This window comes from Paraburkholderia sp. BL17N1 (genome assembly GCF_003634175.1).
Classification (GTDB): domain Bacteria; phylum Pseudomonadota; class Gammaproteobacteria; order Burkholderiales; family Burkholderiaceae; genus Paraburkholderia.
The window spans coordinates 2,599,116-2,618,260 of record NZ_RBIW01000002.1 but is presented as its reverse complement, the minus strand read 5'-3'; the positions used below and the strand labels follow the sequence as shown (position 1 = coordinate 2,618,260).

At 62.8% G+C, this 19,145-nt stretch carries 14 protein-coding genes; 11 read left to right on the top strand and 3 right to left on the bottom strand.

Annotated features, from left to right (window positions below; translation table 11 throughout):
- Positions 1–4: 4 nt before the first annotated feature.
- From B0G82_RS31635 to B0G82_RS31625, 3 genes are read left to right on the top strand one after another with little or no spacing between them, the layout of a single operon-like run.
- A complete protein-coding gene (locus B0G82_RS31635) occupies positions 5–3,130 on the top strand; it encodes an efflux RND transporter permease subunit (protein ID WP_121310176.1) in 3,126 nt (1,041 codons plus the stop codon).
- Entirely contained in the window at positions 3,127–6,447 is a 3,321-nt protein-coding gene (locus B0G82_RS31630; RefSeq protein WP_121310175.1) for an efflux RND transporter permease subunit, read from the top strand. The genes B0G82_RS31635 and B0G82_RS31630 overlap by 4 nt, the downstream gene beginning before the upstream one ends.
- Positions 6,444–7,964, top strand: a complete 1,521-nt coding sequence (locus B0G82_RS31625; protein ID WP_121310977.1) for an efflux transporter outer membrane subunit — start codon at positions 6,444–6,446, stop codon at positions 7,962–7,964. Before B0G82_RS31630 ends, B0G82_RS31625 begins: the two co-directional genes overlap by 4 nt.
- A gap of 120 nt (positions 7,965–8,084) precedes the next feature.
- Here the strand turns inward: B0G82_RS31625 and B0G82_RS31620 are convergent, their stop codons facing one another.
- Complete coding sequence (locus B0G82_RS31620) at positions 8,085–8,312, bottom strand: hypothetical protein (RefSeq protein WP_121310174.1); 228 nt, start codon at positions 8,310–8,312, stop codon at positions 8,085–8,087.
- A gap of 151 nt (positions 8,313–8,463) precedes the next feature.
- Between B0G82_RS31620 and B0G82_RS31615 the strand changes: the two genes are divergently transcribed.
- From B0G82_RS31615 to B0G82_RS31590, 5 genes are all read left to right on the top strand, one after another.
- The gene (locus B0G82_RS31615) at positions 8,464–9,132 is read left to right on the top strand and encodes a hypothetical protein (RefSeq protein WP_121310173.1); all 669 of its coding nucleotides are present in this window, start codon (positions 8,464–8,466) and stop codon (positions 9,130–9,132) included.
- Between the two features lie 207 nt (positions 9,133–9,339).
- Positions 9,340–10,407 (top strand): catalase, encoded by a 1,068-nt coding sequence (locus B0G82_RS31610; protein ID WP_121310172.1) that lies wholly within the window; start codon positions 9,340–9,342, stop codon positions 10,405–10,407.
- A 384-nt stretch (positions 10,408–10,791) separates the two neighbouring features.
- On the top strand, positions 10,792–12,411 hold the full coding sequence (locus B0G82_RS31600) for an AMP-binding protein (protein WP_241974912.1): 1,620 nt from the start codon (positions 10,792–10,794) through the stop codon (positions 12,409–12,411).
- A 129-nt stretch (positions 12,412–12,540) separates the two neighbouring features.
- A complete protein-coding gene (locus B0G82_RS31595; RefSeq protein ID WP_116148149.1) occupies positions 12,541–12,972 on the top strand; it encodes a TerB family tellurite resistance protein in 432 nt (143 codons plus the stop codon).
- Between the two features lie 164 nt (positions 12,973–13,136).
- Complete coding sequence (locus B0G82_RS31590; RefSeq protein WP_121310171.1) at positions 13,137–14,324, top strand: FUSC family protein; 1,188 nt, start codon at positions 13,137–13,139, stop codon at positions 14,322–14,324.
- A gap of 140 nt (positions 14,325–14,464) precedes the next feature.
- On the opposite strand, the gene B0G82_RS31585 is transcribed toward B0G82_RS31590, so the two are convergent.
- Positions 14,465–14,767 (bottom strand): DUF4148 domain-containing protein, encoded by a 303-nt coding sequence (locus tag B0G82_RS31585; RefSeq protein ID WP_121310170.1) that lies wholly within the window; start codon positions 14,765–14,767, stop codon positions 14,465–14,467.
- Positions 14,768–14,961: 194 nt separating this feature from the next.
- On the opposite strand from B0G82_RS31585, the gene B0G82_RS31580 reads away from it, so the two are divergent.
- On the top strand, positions 14,962–15,384 hold the full coding sequence (locus tag B0G82_RS31580; RefSeq protein WP_121310169.1) for a VOC family protein: 423 nt from the start codon (positions 14,962–14,964) through the stop codon (positions 15,382–15,384).
- A 25-nt stretch (positions 15,385–15,409) separates the two neighbouring features.
- Here B0G82_RS31580 and B0G82_RS31575 read toward each other — a convergent pair whose 3' ends face one another.
- Positions 15,410–15,931: a heme-binding protein gene (locus tag B0G82_RS31575; RefSeq protein WP_116149211.1), complete on the bottom strand. Its 522-nt coding sequence runs from the start codon at positions 15,929–15,931 to the stop codon at positions 15,410–15,412.
- Positions 15,932–16,283: 352 nt separating this feature from the next.
- Here B0G82_RS31575 and B0G82_RS31570 point away from each other — a divergent pair, with 352 nt between their 5' ends.
- Together B0G82_RS31570 and B0G82_RS31565 are read left to right on the top strand one after the other, a co-directional pair.
- Positions 16,284–17,960 (top strand): 3-(methylthio)propionyl-CoA ligase, encoded by a 1,677-nt coding sequence (locus tag B0G82_RS31570; protein ID WP_121310168.1) that lies wholly within the window; start codon positions 16,284–16,286, stop codon positions 17,958–17,960.
- A 70-nt stretch (positions 17,961–18,030) separates the two neighbouring features.
- The gene (locus tag B0G82_RS31565) at positions 18,031–18,954 is read left to right on the top strand and encodes a phosphorylase (protein ID WP_121310167.1); all 924 of its coding nucleotides are present in this window, start codon (positions 18,031–18,033) and stop codon (positions 18,952–18,954) included.
- Positions 18,955–19,145: the final 191 nt, after the last annotated feature.

Genomic DNA, 19,145 nt, shown 5'->3' with positions numbered 1-19,145 from the left:
GTCGATGAACTTCTCCCGTCTGTTCATCCTGAGGCCCGTGGCGACGTCGCTGCTGATGGTCGCGCTCGTGCTCGTCGGCCTGGTCGCGGTGCGCTTCCTGCCGGTCTCGTCGCTGCCGGCGGTCGACTATCCGACCATCCAGGTCCAGACCTTCTACCCCGGCGCGAGTCCGAATGTGATGGCGACCACCGTCACCGCGCCGCTCGAAGTCCAGCTCGGCGAGATTCCGGGCTTGCAGCAGATGGTGTCGTACAGTTCGGAAGGCGCGTCGGTGATCACGCTGCAATTCGATCTCTCGCTGAATCTCGACATCGCCGAACAGAACGTGCAGCAGGCGATCAACGCCGCCAACAGCTTCCTGCCGGCCGGCCTGCCCGCGCCGCCGACCTACGCCAAGGTCAATCCGGCTGATCAGCCGATCCTCACGCTCGCGGTCACGTCGAAGTCCATGTCGTTGACGCAGTTGCAGGACACCGCCAACAATCGCCTCGCCACCAAGATCTCCGAGGTGCCCGGCGTCGGCCTCGTCACAACCGCCGGCGGCAATGTGCCGGCCGTGCGCGTCGAAGCGGACCCGCAAAAGCTCGCCGCCTATGGCCTGAATCTCGACGATCTGCGCACGCTGCTCGCGAACGTCAACGTCAGCCAGCCGAAAGGCAATTTCGACGGCCCGGAACTCGACTACACGATCAACGCGAACGATCAGATCGTCGACCCGCAAGATTATCTGGCCACGGTGATCGCGTATCAGAACGGCGCGCCGGTGTATTTGCGCGACGTCGCGCGCGTGAGCCAGGCCGCCCAGGATGTGGAACGCGGCGCGTGGTACAACCGCACGCCGGCCATCGTGCTGAACGTGCAGCGTCAGCCGGGCGCGAACGTGATCGCCACCGTCAACCAGATCATGAAGCAATTGCCGGCGCTCGAATCGACACTGCCCGCCGGCCTGCAAGTCACGGTGGTCGCCAACACCACGGGCGTGATCCGCTCGTCGGTCTCGGACGCCGCGTTCGAACTGGTGCTCGCCGTCGTGCTGGTCGTGCTGGTGATTTTCGTGTTCCTGCGCAACGTGCCCGCCACGATCATTCCGAGCATCTCCGTGCCGGTCTCGCTGATCGGCACGCTCGCCGTGATGTATCAGCTCAACTATTCGATCGACAACCTCTCGCTGATGGCGCTGATCATCGCGACCGGTTTCGTCGTGGACGACTCGATCGTGATGATCGAGAACATCGTGCGCTATCTGGAGGAAGGCAAGACGCCGCTCGAAGCCGCGCTCGAAGGCGCCGGCCAGATCGGCTTCACGATCCTCTCGCTGACGGTCTCGCTGATCGCCGTGCTGATTCCGCTGCTGTTCATGGGCGGCGTGATCGGCCGGCTCTTCAGCGAATTCGCGATCACGCTCGCGGTGACGATCGTGATCTCCGCAGTGGTCTCGCTGACCGTCGTGCCGATGCTCTGCGCGCGTCTGTTGCGCGCGCAGGCGCAACGCCATCCGAGCCGCTTCGAGCGTATCAGCGAAGGGCTATTCGACAAGACGCTCGGCGCGTACGAGCGCGGCCTCGTCTGGGTGCTCGATCACCAGTTGCTGACGCTGGTGGTCGCGCTGATTACGGTCGCTCTCACCGCAATTCTGTACATCGTGATTCCGAAAGGACTGTTCCCGGTGCAGGACGTCGGCGTGATTCAGGGCATCAGCGTGGCCGACAACTCGGTGTCGTACACTGCCATGGTCCGGCGTCAAAGCGCCCTCGCCGACGCGATTCTGAAAGATCCCGATGTAGTGTCGCTGACCTCGTATGTCGGCATCGACGGCACCAATCCGACGCTGAACAACGGCCGCTTCCTGATCAATCTGCGCCCGGGCGACGACCGCTCGATCACCGCCGAGGAGATCGGCCGCCGCATCCAGCAGGAAGTCGCCGACGTGCCCGGCATTCGCCTCTATCTGCAGCCCGAACAGGACCTGACGCTCGACACCTCGATCTCGCGCAACCAGTACAACTTCGTGCTGCGCGGGCCGAACCAGCAGGCTTTCAATCAATACGTGCCCGCGCTGATCGCGCGCATGAAACAGATTGCCGCGATCACGGACGTCACCAGCAATCTGAACACCAACGGCCTGAGCGTAAACGTCGAAGTGAACCGCCAGCTTGCCGCGCGCTACGGCATCACGGCGGCTACGATCGACAACGCGCTGTACGATGCGCTCGGCCAACGCATCGTCTCGACCATCTTCCAGCAGTCCGATCAGTACCGCGTGATTCTGGTGGCGAAGCCCGAGACGATTCCCACGGTGCAGTCGATCGGCAATCTGTATTTGCCGAGTCAAACGAGCAGCACCGGGCAGGTGCCGCTGTCGGGCATCGCCAAGATCAGCATCACACAATCGCCGTTGTTGATCAGCCACCTCGCGCAGTTCCCTTCCGTCACGATCTCGTTCAACCTCGCGCAGGACGCGTCGCTCAGCGCCGCCGTGGCGCAGATCCGCGACGCCGAGAAAGCGGTGGATCTGCCACCTTCCATCACGACCTCGTTCCAGGGCGCAGCCCAGGCGTTCGAGGATTCGCTTTCCAGCGAGGTGTATCTGCTGATCGCCGCGCTGGTCGCGGTGTATATCGTGCTCGGCGTGCTGTACGAAAGCTACATTCACCCGGTGACGATTCTCTCGACGCTGCCCTCGGCCGGCATCGGCGCTTTGCTTGCGTTGATGATCGCGGGCAGCGATCTCGACGTGATCGGCATCATCGGCATCGTGCTCCTGATCGGCATCGTCAAGAAGAACGCGATCATGATGGTCGACTTCGCGCTCGAAGCGGAACGCGTGCACGGCAAGCCGCCGCGCGAAGCGATCTTCGAAGCGTCGCTGCTGCGCTTCCGGCCGATCCTGATGACCACGCTCGCCGCCATGCTCGGCGCGCTGCCGATGCTGCTCGGCACCGGCACCGGTTCGGAACTGCGCCGGCCGCTGGGTCTTGCGATCATCGGCGGGCTCACGCTCAGCCAGGTGCTGACGCTGTTCACGACGCCAGTGATCTATCTGTTCTTCGATCGCCTCGCGCAGCGCGTGAAGAACCGCCGCCGCGCCGCGAATGACGGCACCGCCGCGCCGCCGGAGAACGCGCCGTGAACATCTCGGCGCTCTTCATCCGGCGCCCGGTCGCGACCGCCCTGCTGGCGTTCGCGATCCTGATATCCGGCGCGCTTGCCTATTTCCGCCTGCCGGTCGCGCCGCTGCCGAACATCGCCTTTCCGGTGATCGCGTTGCAGGCGAACATGGCGGGCGCGAGTCCGGAAATCATGGCGGCAACGGTTGCCGCACCGCTGGAGCGGCGTCTCGCCACCATCGCCGACGTCAACCAGCTCACCTCGATCAGTTACGTGGGTTCGTCGCTGATCATCGTCGTATTCGGCCTGAACCGCGATATCAACGGCGCGGCGCGCGACGTGCAGGCCGCCATTCAGGCCGCCCGCGCCGATCTGCCGACCACGCTGCGCAGCAACCCGACGTACCGCCAGTACAACCCGGCCGGCGCGCCGATCATGGTGCTCGCGTTGACCTCCGACACGCTGACCAAAGCCCAGCTCTACGACTCCGCCGATTCGGTGATCCAGCAGCAGTTGTCGCCAGTCACCGGCGTCGGCCAGATCACGCTCGGCGGCGGCGCGTTGCCCTCGGTGCGCGTCGAACTGGAGCCGGGCAAGCTGAACAGCTACGGCATCGGCCTCGAAGACGTCCGCGCGGCGATCGGTGCGGCGAACGCGAACAGCGCGAAAGGCCATGTCGATCAGGGCGAACAGCGCTACGTGGTGACATCGAACGACCAGATCAGCAAGGCCGCGCCATATCGCGACGTGGTGATCGCCTATCGCGACGGCGCACCCGTGCTATTGCGCGACGTCGCCCAGGTGCGCGATTCGAATGAAAACATTCGCAATGCCGGACTCTACAACGGCAAGTCGGCAGTGCTCGTGATCGTTTATCCGACGCCGGGCAGCAACGTCGTGCAGACAGTCGGGCAAATCCGCGCACGTCTGCCGATCATCGAAGCCGCGTTGCCGAGCGCGATTCATGTGAACGTCGCCATCGACCGCTCGGAGTCGGTGAACTCCTCGGTGGCCGATACCGAGCGCACGCTGTTCATCGCAGTGCTGCTGGTGGTGGGCGTGGTCTTCGTGTTCCTACTGTCGCCGCGCGCCACGCTGATTCCGGCGGTCGCGCTGCCGCTCTCGATCGTCGGCGCCTTCGGACCGATGTATCTGCTCGGCTATAGCATCGACAATCTCTCGCTGATGGCGCTGACCATCGGCACCGGCTTCGTGGTCGACGACGCGGTCGTGGTGCTGGAAAATATCGTGCGTCATCTCGAAGCCGGCCTCGAGCCGAAAGAAGCCGCGCTGCGCGGCAGCGCCGAGGTCGGCTTCACCGTGATCTCGATGAGCCTCTCGCTGATCGCCGTGTTCCTGCCGATCCTGCTGATGCCCGGCATTGTCGGCCTGCTGTTTCACGAGTTCGCGGTCACGCTATCAATCGCGATCATTTTGTCGCTGATCATTTCGCTGACCGTCACGCCGGTCATGTGCGCCTACCTGCTCAGCCACGAACGCGCGATGCATTCAAAGGCACGCTGGGCACGCTGGATCGAGGCGCAGTTCGAGCGCTTCAAACAGGCCTATTCCCGTTCGCTCGCAACGGCGCTCGATCACGCGCTCGCGGTCGTCCTGCTGCTGATCGGTCTGCTCGTGGCCAACGTGTTTCTTGCACGGCTCCTATCCGGGACGTTCTTTCCAGAGCAGGACACCGGCATTCTGATCGGACAGATCATTGCCGACCAAAGCGTCTCGTTCGGCGCCATGGAAAAGAAGCTCGCGCAATTGCAGTCGATCGTGAAGCAGGACCCCGCGGTAGCCTCGGTCGCAGGCTTCACCGGCGGACGCGCGCTGAATACCGCGAACGTATTCATCGAACTCAAACCGCTCGCCGAACGCCATCTATCGGCGACTGAAGTAGTCAACCGCTTGCGGCCGAAACTCAACGCCGTCTCGGGCGCGCGGCTTTTCCTGCAGGCGCAGCAGGATCTGCAGATCGGCGGACGCCAGGCCGCGGCCGAATACCAGTACACGCTCACCAGCGACGATGCAAACGCACTCTTCACATGGGTGCCGAAACTCGTGACCGAACTCGGCAAATACCGCAGCAAGATGGAGGACGTGAACTCGGATCTGCAACAGAACGGCTTGCAAACCTATGTGAATTTCAGCCGCGCGACCGCCGCGCGTTATGGCTTTCAGCCGAACCAGATCGACAACGTGCTGTACGACGCGTTCGGCCAGCGCACCGTGTCGACCATTTACAACGCGCTGAATCAGTACTTTGTCGTGATGGAAGTCGCGCCGGCCTATTGGCAATATCCGCAAGCCCTCAATCAGATCTACCTGAGCACCGCCGCCGGCAACGCGAACGGCACGCAGCAGACGCAGATGTCGCGCGCCACCGTTAAAGCCGTGCAGCAGCCGGCGGCTGTCAGCAGCGCGTCGAGCACCAGCGCGAACACTAATTCGCTGAATGCCGATGCCGAAGCGAATCAGCAGACCAACAGCATTTCGAACAGCAAGGGCGGCAATTCCAGCGGCAGCGCCGACAGCACGGCGGCCGAAACCATGGTGCCGCTCGCCGCGCTGATGACCTTCTCGAACAGCCACACCGCGACGCAGGTGAACCACCAGAGCGGACTTGTGGCCGGCACCATCTCGTTCAATCTGCCGGCAGGCGGATCGCTGAGCGAAGCCGGTCAGATCATTGCGCAGGCCGAGCGCGACATCGGCATGCCGGCGTCGGTGCATGGCGCGTTCGCGGGCGCCGCGCAAGCTTATGGGCAGTCGATGGGCGCGGTGCCGCTGCTGATTCTCGCCGCGCTGGTGGTGGTCTATCTCGTGCTCGGCGTGCTGTACGAGAACACGGTGCACCCGCTCACGATTCTCTCGACGCTGCCGTCGGCGGGCATTGGCGCAACGCTGGCCTTGCTGATCTTCGGCACGCCCTTTTCTGTGATCGCGATGATCGGCATCATTCTGCTGATCGGCATCGTCAAGAAGAACGGCATCATGATGGTCGATGTCGCGATCCAGTTGCAGCGCCACGAAGGCATGAACGCGCGCGATGCGATTCACGAGGCCGCGGTAGTGCGCTTGCGTCCGATCATGATGACGACCGCCGCCGCCGTACTGGGCGCCGTGCCGCTCGCGATCGGCATCGGCCAGGGCGCGTCGCTGCGCCAGCCGCTCGGCGTGACGGTCATGGGCGGCCTGCTCGTCAGCCAGGTTTTTACGTTGTACACGACGCCGGTGATTTATCTGTACCTCGACCGGCTGCGCGCGCGACTCGCCAGATGGTCAGCGCGCCTGCCGTGGAATCGCCGCGGCGAAGCACCGGATACGAGTTCATGATGAAGACGATCTCCCCCACCCGACTGGCCGGCGCGACACTGGTGTTTTCGACTGCGTTGTCGACTGTGCTGTCGACGGTGTTGACAGCCGGCTGCACGGTCGGCCCCGACTATCATCGCCCGCCCGTCGCGACGCCCGCCACGTGGAAAGAACTGCCTGGCTGGACCGAAGCGCAGCCCGCCGCCGAGTTTCCGAAGGGCGCCTGGTGGACGGGCTTTAACGACCCGCTCATGGATGAATTCGAGCCGCTCGTGTCGGTGTCGAACCAGACCGTGCGCCAGGACTATGCGAATTACCAGCAGGCACTGGCCGAAGTGCGGCTCGCACGCAGCGCGCTGTTTCCGACGATCGGCGTGACGGGATCGGCGACCCGCGCACGTTCGTCGACCGGCAACTTCAGTAGCGGCTCACTTGGCGGCCTGGGCGGGGCCAGCAGTTTTCAGCGCATCAACAACGCCGGCTCGCTCGAAGCCAACGCCAGCTGGGCGCCCGACCTGTGGGGTCTCGTGCGCCGCAATATCGAGCAGAGCGCCGCCACCGCGCAAGCGACCCAGGCGACGCTCGCGAACGCCACGCTCTCCGAGCAGATCGCGCTGGCAAACGCGATCATCGATCTGCGCGTGACGGACGCGAATATCGACCTGCTCACTCACACCGTCGACGCGTTCCAGCAATCGTTACGCGTCGTCGCCGAGCAGGACAAGGCCGGCACCGTGCCGCCGTCAGACCTGGTGAGCGCGCAGACACAACTGGAGTCGGCGCAATCGAGTCTGATCGCGCTGGGCGTCGCGCGCGCCCAGAATGTGCATGCGATCGCGGTGCTGGTCGGCAAGAACCCCGAAGAGTTGGACATACCTCCGAACACCATGCTGCCGACGCTGCCGTTCATTCCGGTCAGCGTGCCGTCCACCCTGTTGCAACGCCGGCCCGACATTGCCGCCGCCGAGCGTCAGATGGCGGCGCAGAACGCCGCAATCGGTGTGGCCGTCGCCGCGTATTACCCGACGATCTCGCTGTCGGCGCTGGACGGCTTCACGCAGTCGCCGTTGGCCGGCCTGCTGCATATCAGCAACTACGTGTGGTCGTTGGGTGGCCAGGCGAGCGAGACGCTGTTCGACGGCGGGCAGCGCAGTGCGCAGGTCGATGCGGCAAAGGCGTCGTATGAAGCGGCCGTGGCCAATTATCGCGGCACCGTTTTGGCGGCGTTCCAGGGTGTGGAGAACGATCTTGCCGGCTTGCGCATCCTCGCGCAGCAATCCGAGGTGCTGGAACGCGCCGTCCGCGACGCAACGCGCGGCACCGAGATTGCGCGCAACGAATATCAGGCCGGCACGGTGGACTTTACGACGGTGGCGACTGCGCAAGCCACTCAACTGAATCTTCAGCAAACCGCATTGAACGTGCAACAAACACGCTTGCTCGATGCGGCGTCGTTGATCGGCGACCTGGGAGGCGGCTGGTCCGATAGCGAACTGAGCGATCCGCGCAGGATGGGGCAACAGAGCGCGCCGCCCTAGCCCTGACTCGCCGATCCGTTAGCTTGGGACGCTGGTCGTTTTCTTTCGCCGCCGCGCCGGCGATCCGATGCCGCGCTGGCGACGCCGCGACAAAGCCCGGTTCAGCGCGCAACGACTATCTCAGGATAGCGAAGCAAGCATATTCGACAGCCGTCTGATGTGAGCCTTGAACGCGTCGCTCGCTTCGCGATCGGTGGTGGGATTCAGATGCGACGTCTCGGCGAGTTGAGCCTGCTCGTGGAAATCGTTGGCGACCGTGCGCCGCACGTCCGGTGGCAACGACCGCACGACGGAGACCAGTAGTGCCTCTTCGGCGTGGATCATGCCCAGAATCGAATGAGTGTCCATGGCAACAGCTCCGTTGATGGCGCAGTAAGTTCAATCTAGCACGCTCCGCGCCGGGTATTCTGGTTACTTCCGCATACCTCTCGTTACAAACCGTCAGCGGCCGGTTGGTTATCATGTGCGCTCGCATCGCTCTGAGCACCGTTGGTTAATTATGAGGAAGATCGGAAAAGCGTTGGTAGTCGGTCTGGTGCTGGCAGAGGTCGGATTCGCCGTTTACCTACTGTCCCCAAAAAGTGATCCGGCGACCCGCGATCCCGCAGCCGTTTCGGACGGCTCCGCGGCGCTAGCTTCGGACAAAGTGCAGGCCGGCACGTTACATGTGACAGCGGACCACGCAATCGGCACGCCGCCGCCTGCCGCGAGCTCCGATATCGCCACTCGCGCTCCCGCGCCGAGCCCCGCTCAATCCGTGCAGGGACACATCACGTCCGCGTCCGCCCCCGAACGGTCAACTGAACACGCCGCGCAATTGCCGCAGCAACCGGCACAACCGCATCCCCAAACGGTCCAAACGCCCGCCGTGGCCACTGTGCTTGCCGGCACCGATTCAAAAGCAGCCACCGTTGTGCAACCCGCCCGCAGCCGTGACGGTCTGCACCGCCGCGACTCGACTTCGCGCTCGACCTCGGCAACGGACGAACTCGTCAAGGAATCGGCCAAGCTCGATCCGGCGCTCCCACCGCCTGAGCCGGTTGCACACGACGACCAGCCTCGTCGCGGCTCGAACGCGGTAGGAGCCGCGATGACGGAACAACTCGTCAGAGAGTCCGCCAAGCTCGATCCGGCATTGCCGCCGCCGAACCCATCGGGCGTGCACTAATCGGGTGAAACGCCGTTCGTGCGGCCGCCGTAATCCACGCGATCGCCGTGATCACGCACCGGCTGCTCAAGCCATGATGCGTTCGATTGCGCCGTAGTCTACGATGTAGTGCACATCCATGCGCGCCAGCAGCAGCAAGTCTGCCAATGCAGCGCGGCGCGGGCCTGGACGCATTCCCATCGCAGCGAATCTTGATGGAGCACGAGCATGGCCAACGACTCCCCCGACATGGCAGAACGCGGCACCGGCTGGATCGACCAACCCGACAATGCTCGGGCGATCGCGCTGCTAGTCGAGAAAATCAAGGCACAGCAGGCGACGATTGCCGCGAGCAGCGCCACTCATCTGGACGGACGCATCGACCGCGGCCAGCATCAGAAGCAAACGCTCGGCGCCTTCGGCACGCTGCGGATCTTCGAAACGATACCCACCGCGCTCAAGCATGGTCCTTTCGCGAAGCAGGACGATCTGGAGCGCTCGCTTTGCTATCGGGTCGCCTGCCGTTTTTCGAACGGACAGCCCTGCCCTTTCTCCGACCAGGCTGCGGATGTTCGCGGTGTCGCCATCAAGTTCTTCACCGCCGAAGGCATGGAAACCGACCTCCTCATGACCAACGAGGGCGGCCGTTCGCACGCGCGGAACGCGGTGCAATTCATGGACTTCGCCGATATCCTCGTCGCCCAGATCGCCAGGGGCGCGCTGGGAGCACTGGAGCGGGCGTCGATCGAACTGTTGAACGGCACGCTGGGCCCCGCCGAAACGGCACGTATCGTCGCCATCCTGGCCAGGGAAACGACGTTGCACTCCGTCGAAAGCCTGACGACCGAGCGGTTCTGGGGCTCGGTGGTGAAGCTCGGTCCCGCAGCCATCAAGTACTCACTGCAACCCGAAGACGCCACGGCGCCAGGCACCGACGGCGACCGTCACGGCGACGACTATCTGCGCGAAGACCTGTTGAACCGCCTGCAAAAAAGTCCGCTCAAGTGGCAGCTCTGCGCGCAGTTCTTCGTGGATGAAGAAAGCACGCCGGTCAACGATGCATCGGTGGTATGGGCAGGGCCGCCGATTGCGATCGGCGTGCTGGAGATTGCGTCACCGCCTTCCGCCGACGACGAAGCGCGCATCAACCAGATGGCATTCAACCCGGCCAACGGCTTCGAACCGCTCGGCATCACGCACGCCCGAAAAGATGTCTACGCGGCCAGCGCCGCAAATCGCAAGGACCGCGGCGTCTTGTCGAGCGAGGAGGCGCGCCGCTGCATTGGGCCAGTGTGAAACCGCTTGCGCCCTAAGCGGATCATCGTGAAGCCTCTCGACAGAGACCGGCAGGTTCGACGCCGGCGGATAGATTTGCAATGCCAGATCGAAACCTTCCTGAACCGGATCGATAGCGCGGTCGTTGACGGTCACGACAAATTCCACGCGTCGGTAAGCGGCGCGAAATTCGATCAGTGTCTGCGAAAAATGGCCGAGAGAGCCGCAGGACGTGGTTATTGAGCGTACCCGCCAGCGCCTGCGGATCGCCGCGCGAGCGCCCGGCTAACGCCCCACTACTCGCACTCACACCCGCTAATTCTCCGCTCATTATGCAAACGCACAATCCGTCTCAGCACAGCCTGATTCGCCTATCGAATCATGCATCACTGAAGCGGAGCAATCATGCAACACGAAGAGAAAGCAGCGTTTCGGCCGTATATCGACGCCTTGCTCGATCAACTGGAAACACATTCTGATCGGGCGGTGCTGCGCTATTTCGACCATGACGTAACGGGCAGTACCCTGCGAACGGCAATCTTTCGCTATGCACGGGCGCTTGCGGTGCTCGGCATCGGCCGGGGCTCGCTGGTCGCACTGCTCGCCCCCAATTGTCCGGACGCGCTTGCGATCCGCTACGCGGCAAACCTGCTTGGTTCGGCGACGATGTTCGTGCCTGCATCAACGAACGCCGGGCGGCACGCAACCTTGCTAGCCCGCGTCCAACCCACGCTTCTCGTAGCCTTCCCGGAAACCCTTCACAACATACCCATTGCGCTCGAGAGCCGCGTGCTGTTCGTCGGCGTCGGCCCCGCCTCTGCACGCCTGGACAAGCTCGCGCAAGTGCACGCGAATCAGCCGTTGCGCAAACCATTGAGCGCCGATGACCTCGCGGTCGTCGTCTCGTCGGGCGGCACGACGGGTATGCCCAAATGCAGCCGCCGGTCCTTCGCGGCGTATTCGGCGATGGTCTGCGCGGCGAACGACAAGGACCGGCGCCAGCTTATCAATGGCCCGCTCGCGTACCTGTCGCAAGTGCTGGTGGACATGACGCTCATCGGCGGTGGTACGGTCGTGTTGAAGCGTCGCTACGATCCCGCGGAGACGCTCGCGACGATCGAATCGGAACGTATCACCGACGTGCTGCTCGTCGAGCCTCAGCTGTTCGAAACAATGGACCACCCGGACGTCGGCCGGCGCGACCTGTCGTCGCTGCGCTCCATCGCGCACATCGGCGGGTCAGCGCCCGCGGTACTGCGCGAACGCGCGATCGCGCGTCTGGGTCCCGTGCTTACCCATCTCTACGGTGCAAGCGAAACCGGTGTCGTCAGTATTCTGCCGCCATCCAACTATGAGGCCAAACCGGAACTGCTGCTTTGCGCGGGCGCTATTCGACCCGGCGTCGAGGTACGTATGCGGCGCGCCGACGGAACGCTGGCAGGTGCCGGACAGTGCGGAAACATCGAAGTGAAGTCGGCCGCCGTGGCGGATGGTTACTATCACCAGCCGCTCGAAGAGGCACAAAAGTTTCAGCATGGTTGGTGCCTGACCGGCGACGTCGGCTTCGTCGACGAAGCAGCCGATCTGCACGTTCTCGGCCGCGCATCCGACGTCGCGGAAATCGACGGAGTGACGATCGGTCCGACACAGATAGAAGATGTCTTGTGCCGCTTACCTGACGTTCGCTACGCCGTGGCGCTGGCCGCAAACAGGAGTGCCAGCGAACACGGATGGGACGCGCTGATCGAACCATGGACCGCTGGGCAGGTGGACGTCACGCGATGCATGCGCAGGCTGGAAATTTCGCTCGGCTCGTTAATCGCGAAGCGGATCCGTATCGTCGTGGCCGATCGCGTGCCGCTTACTGAACAGGGAAAAGTTGACCGCGCCGCAATCGAAATGATCCTGCAAGGCGACTCTCAGCCGAGCCACGGTGCGCTGCAACCGGTCGGCAATGTCGACACTGGCCGTCAGCCGGGCGATCGCCGCAATGCCTCCGCCAATGGCCCCCGATCCGCCACATGACACACCCATCATCCGTTTTCCTCAGCTAGCGCCCGCGTAAGGCTAGCTGAATTGTCACGGCGATTCTCCCGGACTATCTCAGGGTTCATTTCGCCGCCCCGTTCTTGTCGATATGGAAAGGAGTAGCAAATGCGTCACTATCAATGCAACAGTCCCGAGGCAGCGGGCCGCATCCTGGCGGCATGCCTGTTAATCGATGGACACCTCAGCCTCACTGAACTCGACGCGCTTGACCGCTGTGGTATGGAAAGGCGCCTGCGGTTGGATCGACACCGATTGCTTTCGATCGTGCAAACGCTGTACGAAGATCTGACGCGGTCTGGCTATCTGAATTGGAGCGACGTATGTCAGGTCGATCCCGCGACGCTCGCCTGGCTCGCGGCTGATGTGCAAGACCGGCGGCTCCGTCGCGACATCATGGACCTGTGCAGCGAAGCGGTCATGGCCGACCAACGCCACTGCTACCGCGAAGCCGAGTTCCTGAGACTGCTGCGCGACGCGTGGCAACTTGCGGCCCGTCCCGTTCGGCAAGTTTCGGTAGAGGGCACGTCCGCTTCTTAACCCGTGGCCTCTCGCGCCACCGGCCATATAATCTGCCGCATGGCTGCGAGGATGGCTCGACATCATTGTCATAGCCGCGCGATAAATGGAGGCTCCTTTTACATGGATCACGCTGTCTTTTCCGCCATTGTGCCTGGGCCTCTCGTTTCGAGTGCGGCGGAGAGATGACGCTCGCCGGCACCCTTGTTCAGCTCTGCCGCACGGCCATTTTCGGGCTCGTGCGTGAGCTGGCGGCCTGGAAGGCTTCCCGGGCGCGCGCGACATTCGCCGCAGAGGCAATGCTCTCGGTCGCGCTCTCTGTCGCGCTTGCAAACGCGTTGGGCCTATCGGACACGTGGTGGGCCGCAATCAGCGGCTTCGCGGTCATGCAAACGAGTTTTTCCGGTTCCGTGCAGCGTGCCGCACACCGCATCATCGGCACGGTGATGGGGGCCGCGCTCGGGGCTATCGCCGGGCCCTGGATCGGCGACCGTCCGTGGGTGTTCGTGCCCGCGCTGGGGGTGATCGGCGCCGTCGCGGTGTATCGGGCCAACGGGTCCAAGGCGACCTACGCCTGGGTTCTGGGCGGCGTGACGGCCCTGATGGTGATGTACGAAGCGCACAAGTTCGCGTCCTTCCGGGCGACCGCCTTGTTTGCGGTGCTGCGCGTCGCCGAGGTCGCGGTTGGAACACTTGCTTGCCTGCTGGTGGCGAGCGTGTTTCATTTCGGGCCGAAGTGGTATCGAAGGAACAGGACGGCACTGGAGGCTTCAACCGCTCGTGCGGCGGGTGAGTCCGACGGTGTACCAGCCGCTGAAAATTTGACGCCGCCACTGGAATCGGCACGCTCGACTCGTATGCTGTTGTGCTTGCAGGCCGCGCTGTCCATCACAATCCTTGCATCGCTGACGTACGTTCTGCATCTGCCGGGTTTCGCGCAAGCAATGGTTACGGCGATCGCGGTGCTGATCGTGCCGCCGGGTCTGGCAGCAGAAGGAACGCGGCAGCCGGTCATGGAAAAGATGGTGCAACGCGTAGCCGGCTGCCTGCTGGCCGGTGTGATTGGTGTGGCGCTCCTCCCTCTGATGCAAGGGCAGGCAATCCTGTGCATGCTCGCGCTGTCCATCGGCGTGTGGGCAGGATGCCACGTGCAAACAGGACGGGAAGGAGCAAGCTACGTGGGGCGGCAATTCACCATCGCCTTCATCATGGTGTTCGTCCAGGATCACCACTGGTCGTCCGATCCATTGCCTGCGCTCATGCGGCTATCCGGCATTCTCACCGGAATTGCCGTGCTGGCGCTGGTGATGTTCGTGACCGGCCGGCTGTACATGCCGCCCATGCCGCCCATGCCGCGGGATGCGAGTCGTTGAGACACGTGCGCACTTCGTGTTTTCGCCGGGATTCATTTTCGACTGCGATCATTCACCTGGTAGTCGTTCAGCGAGTCCGCGGCACCGTGATAGATGGTCGTATGGTCAATTCGCGGAAACGCTCGAAGCCTGTTGAACGCTCAGCGGCTATACATTGCATTCCAGTCTTCAGCCGACACGCCTCCGCTCACTCGGGACGTAATCGATGCGCCGGCGTAGTTGCTCGTCGATGCATCACGCGCCGCCATCTTCGCCTCGGCGGCCTGGACTTCATCAGGATAGTGCGTCGTATCGCCGTCACCGACGTGCCATCCCACGCTCTCCAGTTGCACGAGTTCTGCACGGACCTGCGCACGTGTCGTGTGTTCGGTCGACTGAGCGAACGACGCAACGGGAATCACAAGCGCGCTGGCAAAAAGGGCTCCACGGATAATCGATTTCATGGCAAACACCTCGATAAATGTTGAACCTGCCTGTAACAAACTCAATTGTCTGAAGTGGCGAATGAAGTCTGTGCTTCAACGGGGCTCGCAATGCATAAGTGAATATCTCGCCTCCATCAACCGGGATCCGGTCGCGCCACCGATCCACATTGCGCTTCTGCGGTAGCATCACCGTCACAACCTGGAGGCTCGACATGAATGCGAAACCGCTGACACTTGGTATCGATCACATCGGCTTGACCGTTCGCGATCTGAATCTCACTCGCGACTTTTTCATCAATTGTCTGGGATGGACGCAAGTTGGCGAGAAGCCGGACTATCCGGCTGCGTTCGTGTCCGACGGACAGGTGATGCTCACGCTGTGGGAAGTCCAGAATCAGGCGGGACGCGTCGAATTCGACCGCAAAACGAACGTCGGCCTGCACCACCTGGCGCTGCGCGTGGGCAGTGAAGCAGCGCTCAATGACGTGTTCTCGAAGGTGTCGAAATGGCCCGGCGTCGAAGTTCAATTTGCACCAGAAACCTTGGGTGCCGGCCCGAAGCGGCACACGATGATTTTCGAACCGGGCGGCATCCGGCTTGAGTTCGACTTCGATCCGCGAGTCGCGGCGGCCTGAGCGCGCGCTGCAACTGCAAGCAGACTCAGTGCGGCAGGCGGTCCGCGACTTTCGCCACACCCGCCGCCGCGCACACCTCGTCCTTGTCGCCGCCGGGTGCGCCGCCGATCCCAAGCGCGCCCACTATCTCTCCATTCACCTTGAACGCTACCGCACCCGGCAATGCCATGACGTTGTGCACGGTCGCGAGTTGCGGCGCGTATGGACTCGTCTTCATCAATTCGAAAAAGCCGCTCGACCGGTCGAAGCCGAATTCCGGCCCTAGTGTCACGACGGTAAACGCTTTACGCATACTCGATTCAGCGGTGTGTACCGTGCTCCTGTCTCCGCGCAGTACTACCTGGGGCGCGCCATCCATATCGAGCACCGTCGCGGTCACCCAGTAATGCTTCGTTTCGCACACGCGAATCGCTTCTTTCGCCGCGTCGAGCGCTACGTCGAGCGGTAAGGTGTAGTGATAGCCGGACGGCTGCGGGTCTTGTGCCTGACTTGCCGGCGACACGAGCGACGCAATGCATAGCGATGCGGTCAGACTAAAACGTTTCATGGTTACACCGTGCGGGCCGCGATGGCGCGTGAACAGATCGATAAACGGCAGTAGTGCACACATAAAGTTTTGGCGCATGTCGACTGACAATATCTGCTTGTGGTTCAAGCGAACTATAGGAGTCGCGGTGGCTATTTGGCACGGCGTGTCGCTGAAGAACAGTTTTTCCTTGCTGGAATAAATGCTTCCAGAAATGGATCGGTTGGCGGCAACTATTCCCCATTAGCCATTTGCAACAGGTCCGGGGCTAGCCTATCTTGAATCACTGAGCGGGATTGGCTGCGTGGTTTGCGTCAAGGGCCAATCGGAGCATTAGCAGCCAATTCGAGCACGGATCGAGGGAGACGCGGCCATGACAACACCGCTGCATGGTCAGATGATGGACGTCCCGCTGACGGTTTCTTCGTTGCTGGCGCATGCGTCACGCTACTTCGGCACGACAGAGATCGTGTCGAAGCGCGTCGAGGGCGATGTGCATCGGTACACGTATCGCGACTGCGAGCGGCGCGCGAAGCAACTCGCGCAGTCGCTGATCGCGCTCGGCGTCGAAGCGGGCGACCGGATCGGCACCCTCGCATGGAACGGCTACCGGCACCTGGAAACGTACTACGGCACGACGGGCTTCGGCGCCGTCTGCCACACGATCAATCCGCGGCTTTTTCCCGAGCAGATCGCCTATATCATCAATCACGCCGACGACAGTCATGTGCTGTTCGACATCACGTTCGCGCCGCTCGTCGACATGCTTGCGCCGCAATGCCCGAACGTGCTCGGCTGGATTGCAATGACGGACGAGGCGCATATGTCGCGCATGTCGACGGCCGCGTCGTGCTACGAAGCGTTGCTCATGGCGAAGGACGGCGACTTCGACTGGCCGCTCATCGACGAGCGAAGCGCATCGAATCTCTGCTACACCTCGGGCACGACAGGCAATCCGAAAGGCGCGCTGTATTCGCATCGCTCCACGGTGCTGCATGCGTTCGGCGCATCGCTTCCCGATGCGATGGGCTTGTCCGCGCGCGATTCTGTGTTGCCGGTCGTGCCGATGTTCCATGTGAACGCGTGGGGCATTGCGCATGCCGCGCCGTTGACTGGGGCGAAGCTGGTGTTCCCCGGCAAGGACCTCGACGGCAAGTCGCTCTACGATCTGATGGAAGCAGAACGCGTCACGTGTTCGGCGGGCGTGCCGACCGTGTGGCTCGGACTGCTCAACTACGTGCGTGAAACGGGCGTGCGGTTCTCGTCGCTGGAGCGCACGATAATCGGCGGCTCGGCATGCCCGCCCGCCATGCTCAGAATGTTCAAGGACGACTACGGCGTCGAAGCCATCCACGGGTGGGGCATGACGGAAATGTCGCCGCTCGGTACCCTTGCAAGACTCAACTGGGAGCAGACGCAGCGCCCGCCCGACGAGCAGCGCAGGCTGCTCGAGAAGCAGGGACATGTGGTCTATGGCGTCGATATGAAGATCGTCGGCGACGACGGGCGCGAATTGCCGTGGGACGGCGCCACGTTCGGCGATCTGCATGTGCGCGGACCGTGGGTGATCGACCGCTACTTCCGCCACGATGCGTCGCCGCTCGTCGATGGCTGGTTTCCGACCGGCGACGTCGCCACGATCGACCGCGACGGCTTCATGCGCATTACCGATCGCAGCAAGGACCTGATCAAGTCCGGCTGCGAGTGGATCAGTTCGATCGACATCGAGAATGTGGCGGTCGCCCATCCCGCGGTGGCGGAAGCCGCGTGCATTGCCTGCGCGCATCCCTTGTGGGCGGAGCGGCCGCTGCTGGTGGTCGTCAAGCGCCCCGATATGGATGTGACCCAGCACGAGTTGCGTGCGTTCTACGAAGGCAAGGTCGCCAAGTGGTGGATTCCTGACGACATCGTTTTCGTCGGCGAATTGCCGCACACTGCAACCGGAAAGCTACACAAGCTGAAACTGCGCGAGCAGTTCCGCGACTACATATTGCCGACGGCACGCGAAGTTCAGAACTGTCCACTGACCAATCGGATGGCGGGCGGTTAGTACCCACCTGGAAGTCGCGGTAAATCGATGCACCGCTGCCCCAATCGCAAATTAATCTCCGCAACGAAGCATGGAAAACCGACGCCTTGAACCTGGAACCCTATGGCCTGCCATGCTGCGCCAGGCGGAGCACGCACTACGCTGCGGTGCGCTGCAACAGATCGAGACTTCGCAGACGGTGCTCGAAAGCGACGGCATCCGCTTTGTCGTGCGGCAGGTCTCCAGCCTGATCCGCAAGGAGCAGCAGCGGCGGCAAACACCAAAGCTTCAAGAAGGGGAGCACGCGCCGGCGGATCCATTCCTGCCCTACGAGCCGGACCTCTTTGTCGCGGATATCTCCGACACGCATCTGGCTTTGCTCAACAAGTTCAATGTCATCGACAATCATCTGCTGATTGTTACCCGTGACTTCGAATCGCAAAACGCGCTCCTCACCCTGGCCGACTTCGAGTCGCTGATTGCCTGCATGGCCGAGTTCGACGGCCTCGGTTTTTACAATGCAGGCGCTGCTGCGGGCGCGAGCCAGGCGCATAAGCATCTGCAAATGGTGCCGTTGCCGCTCGGCGATTCTGAACCGTCGGTCCCCATCGAGTCTATTCTGGCAGCCCCGCTCCTTGATGGTCTGGCGCGAACCGTACCGCGCCTGCCATTCCGGCACGCTTTCGCGAGCCTCGAACCCGGTGCCGCGATTTCCGTGGATGCGGCGCCGTCGCTCCTGTCCCGCTATCGCGCGCTGCTCGAAGCCGCCGGCATCGCGCCAGTCGAAGTCGGCGGTGAACTTCATCAATCCGCGCCCTACAACCTGCTCGTTACACGCCGTTGGATGTTGGTCGTGCCGAGATCGGAAGAGTGTGTCGAGGGCGTATCGATCAACGCACTCGGATTCGCCGGATCGCTCTTCGTGCGCGACGCGGCGCAGATGAGAGCGATCGAGCGGCTCGGGCCAATGGCCGCCCTAGCGCGAGTCGCGCTGCCTCCTGGCTCTGTGCGATAGTGCGTTTTCAGGTCTGAGCAACAGAATATCCGCGGCCTGTCGCGAATGCCGACGCAACCGCAACAGGCCGATCGTCCTGGGTCCGCGTCAACGGCGCTACAGGCTTGTCAACGCTTTTGAATCATTCAAGCTCTTTAGCTTCGCAACTCCTGACGCCAGCGCCGACAATCTTTACTGGCCACCGTTCTGTT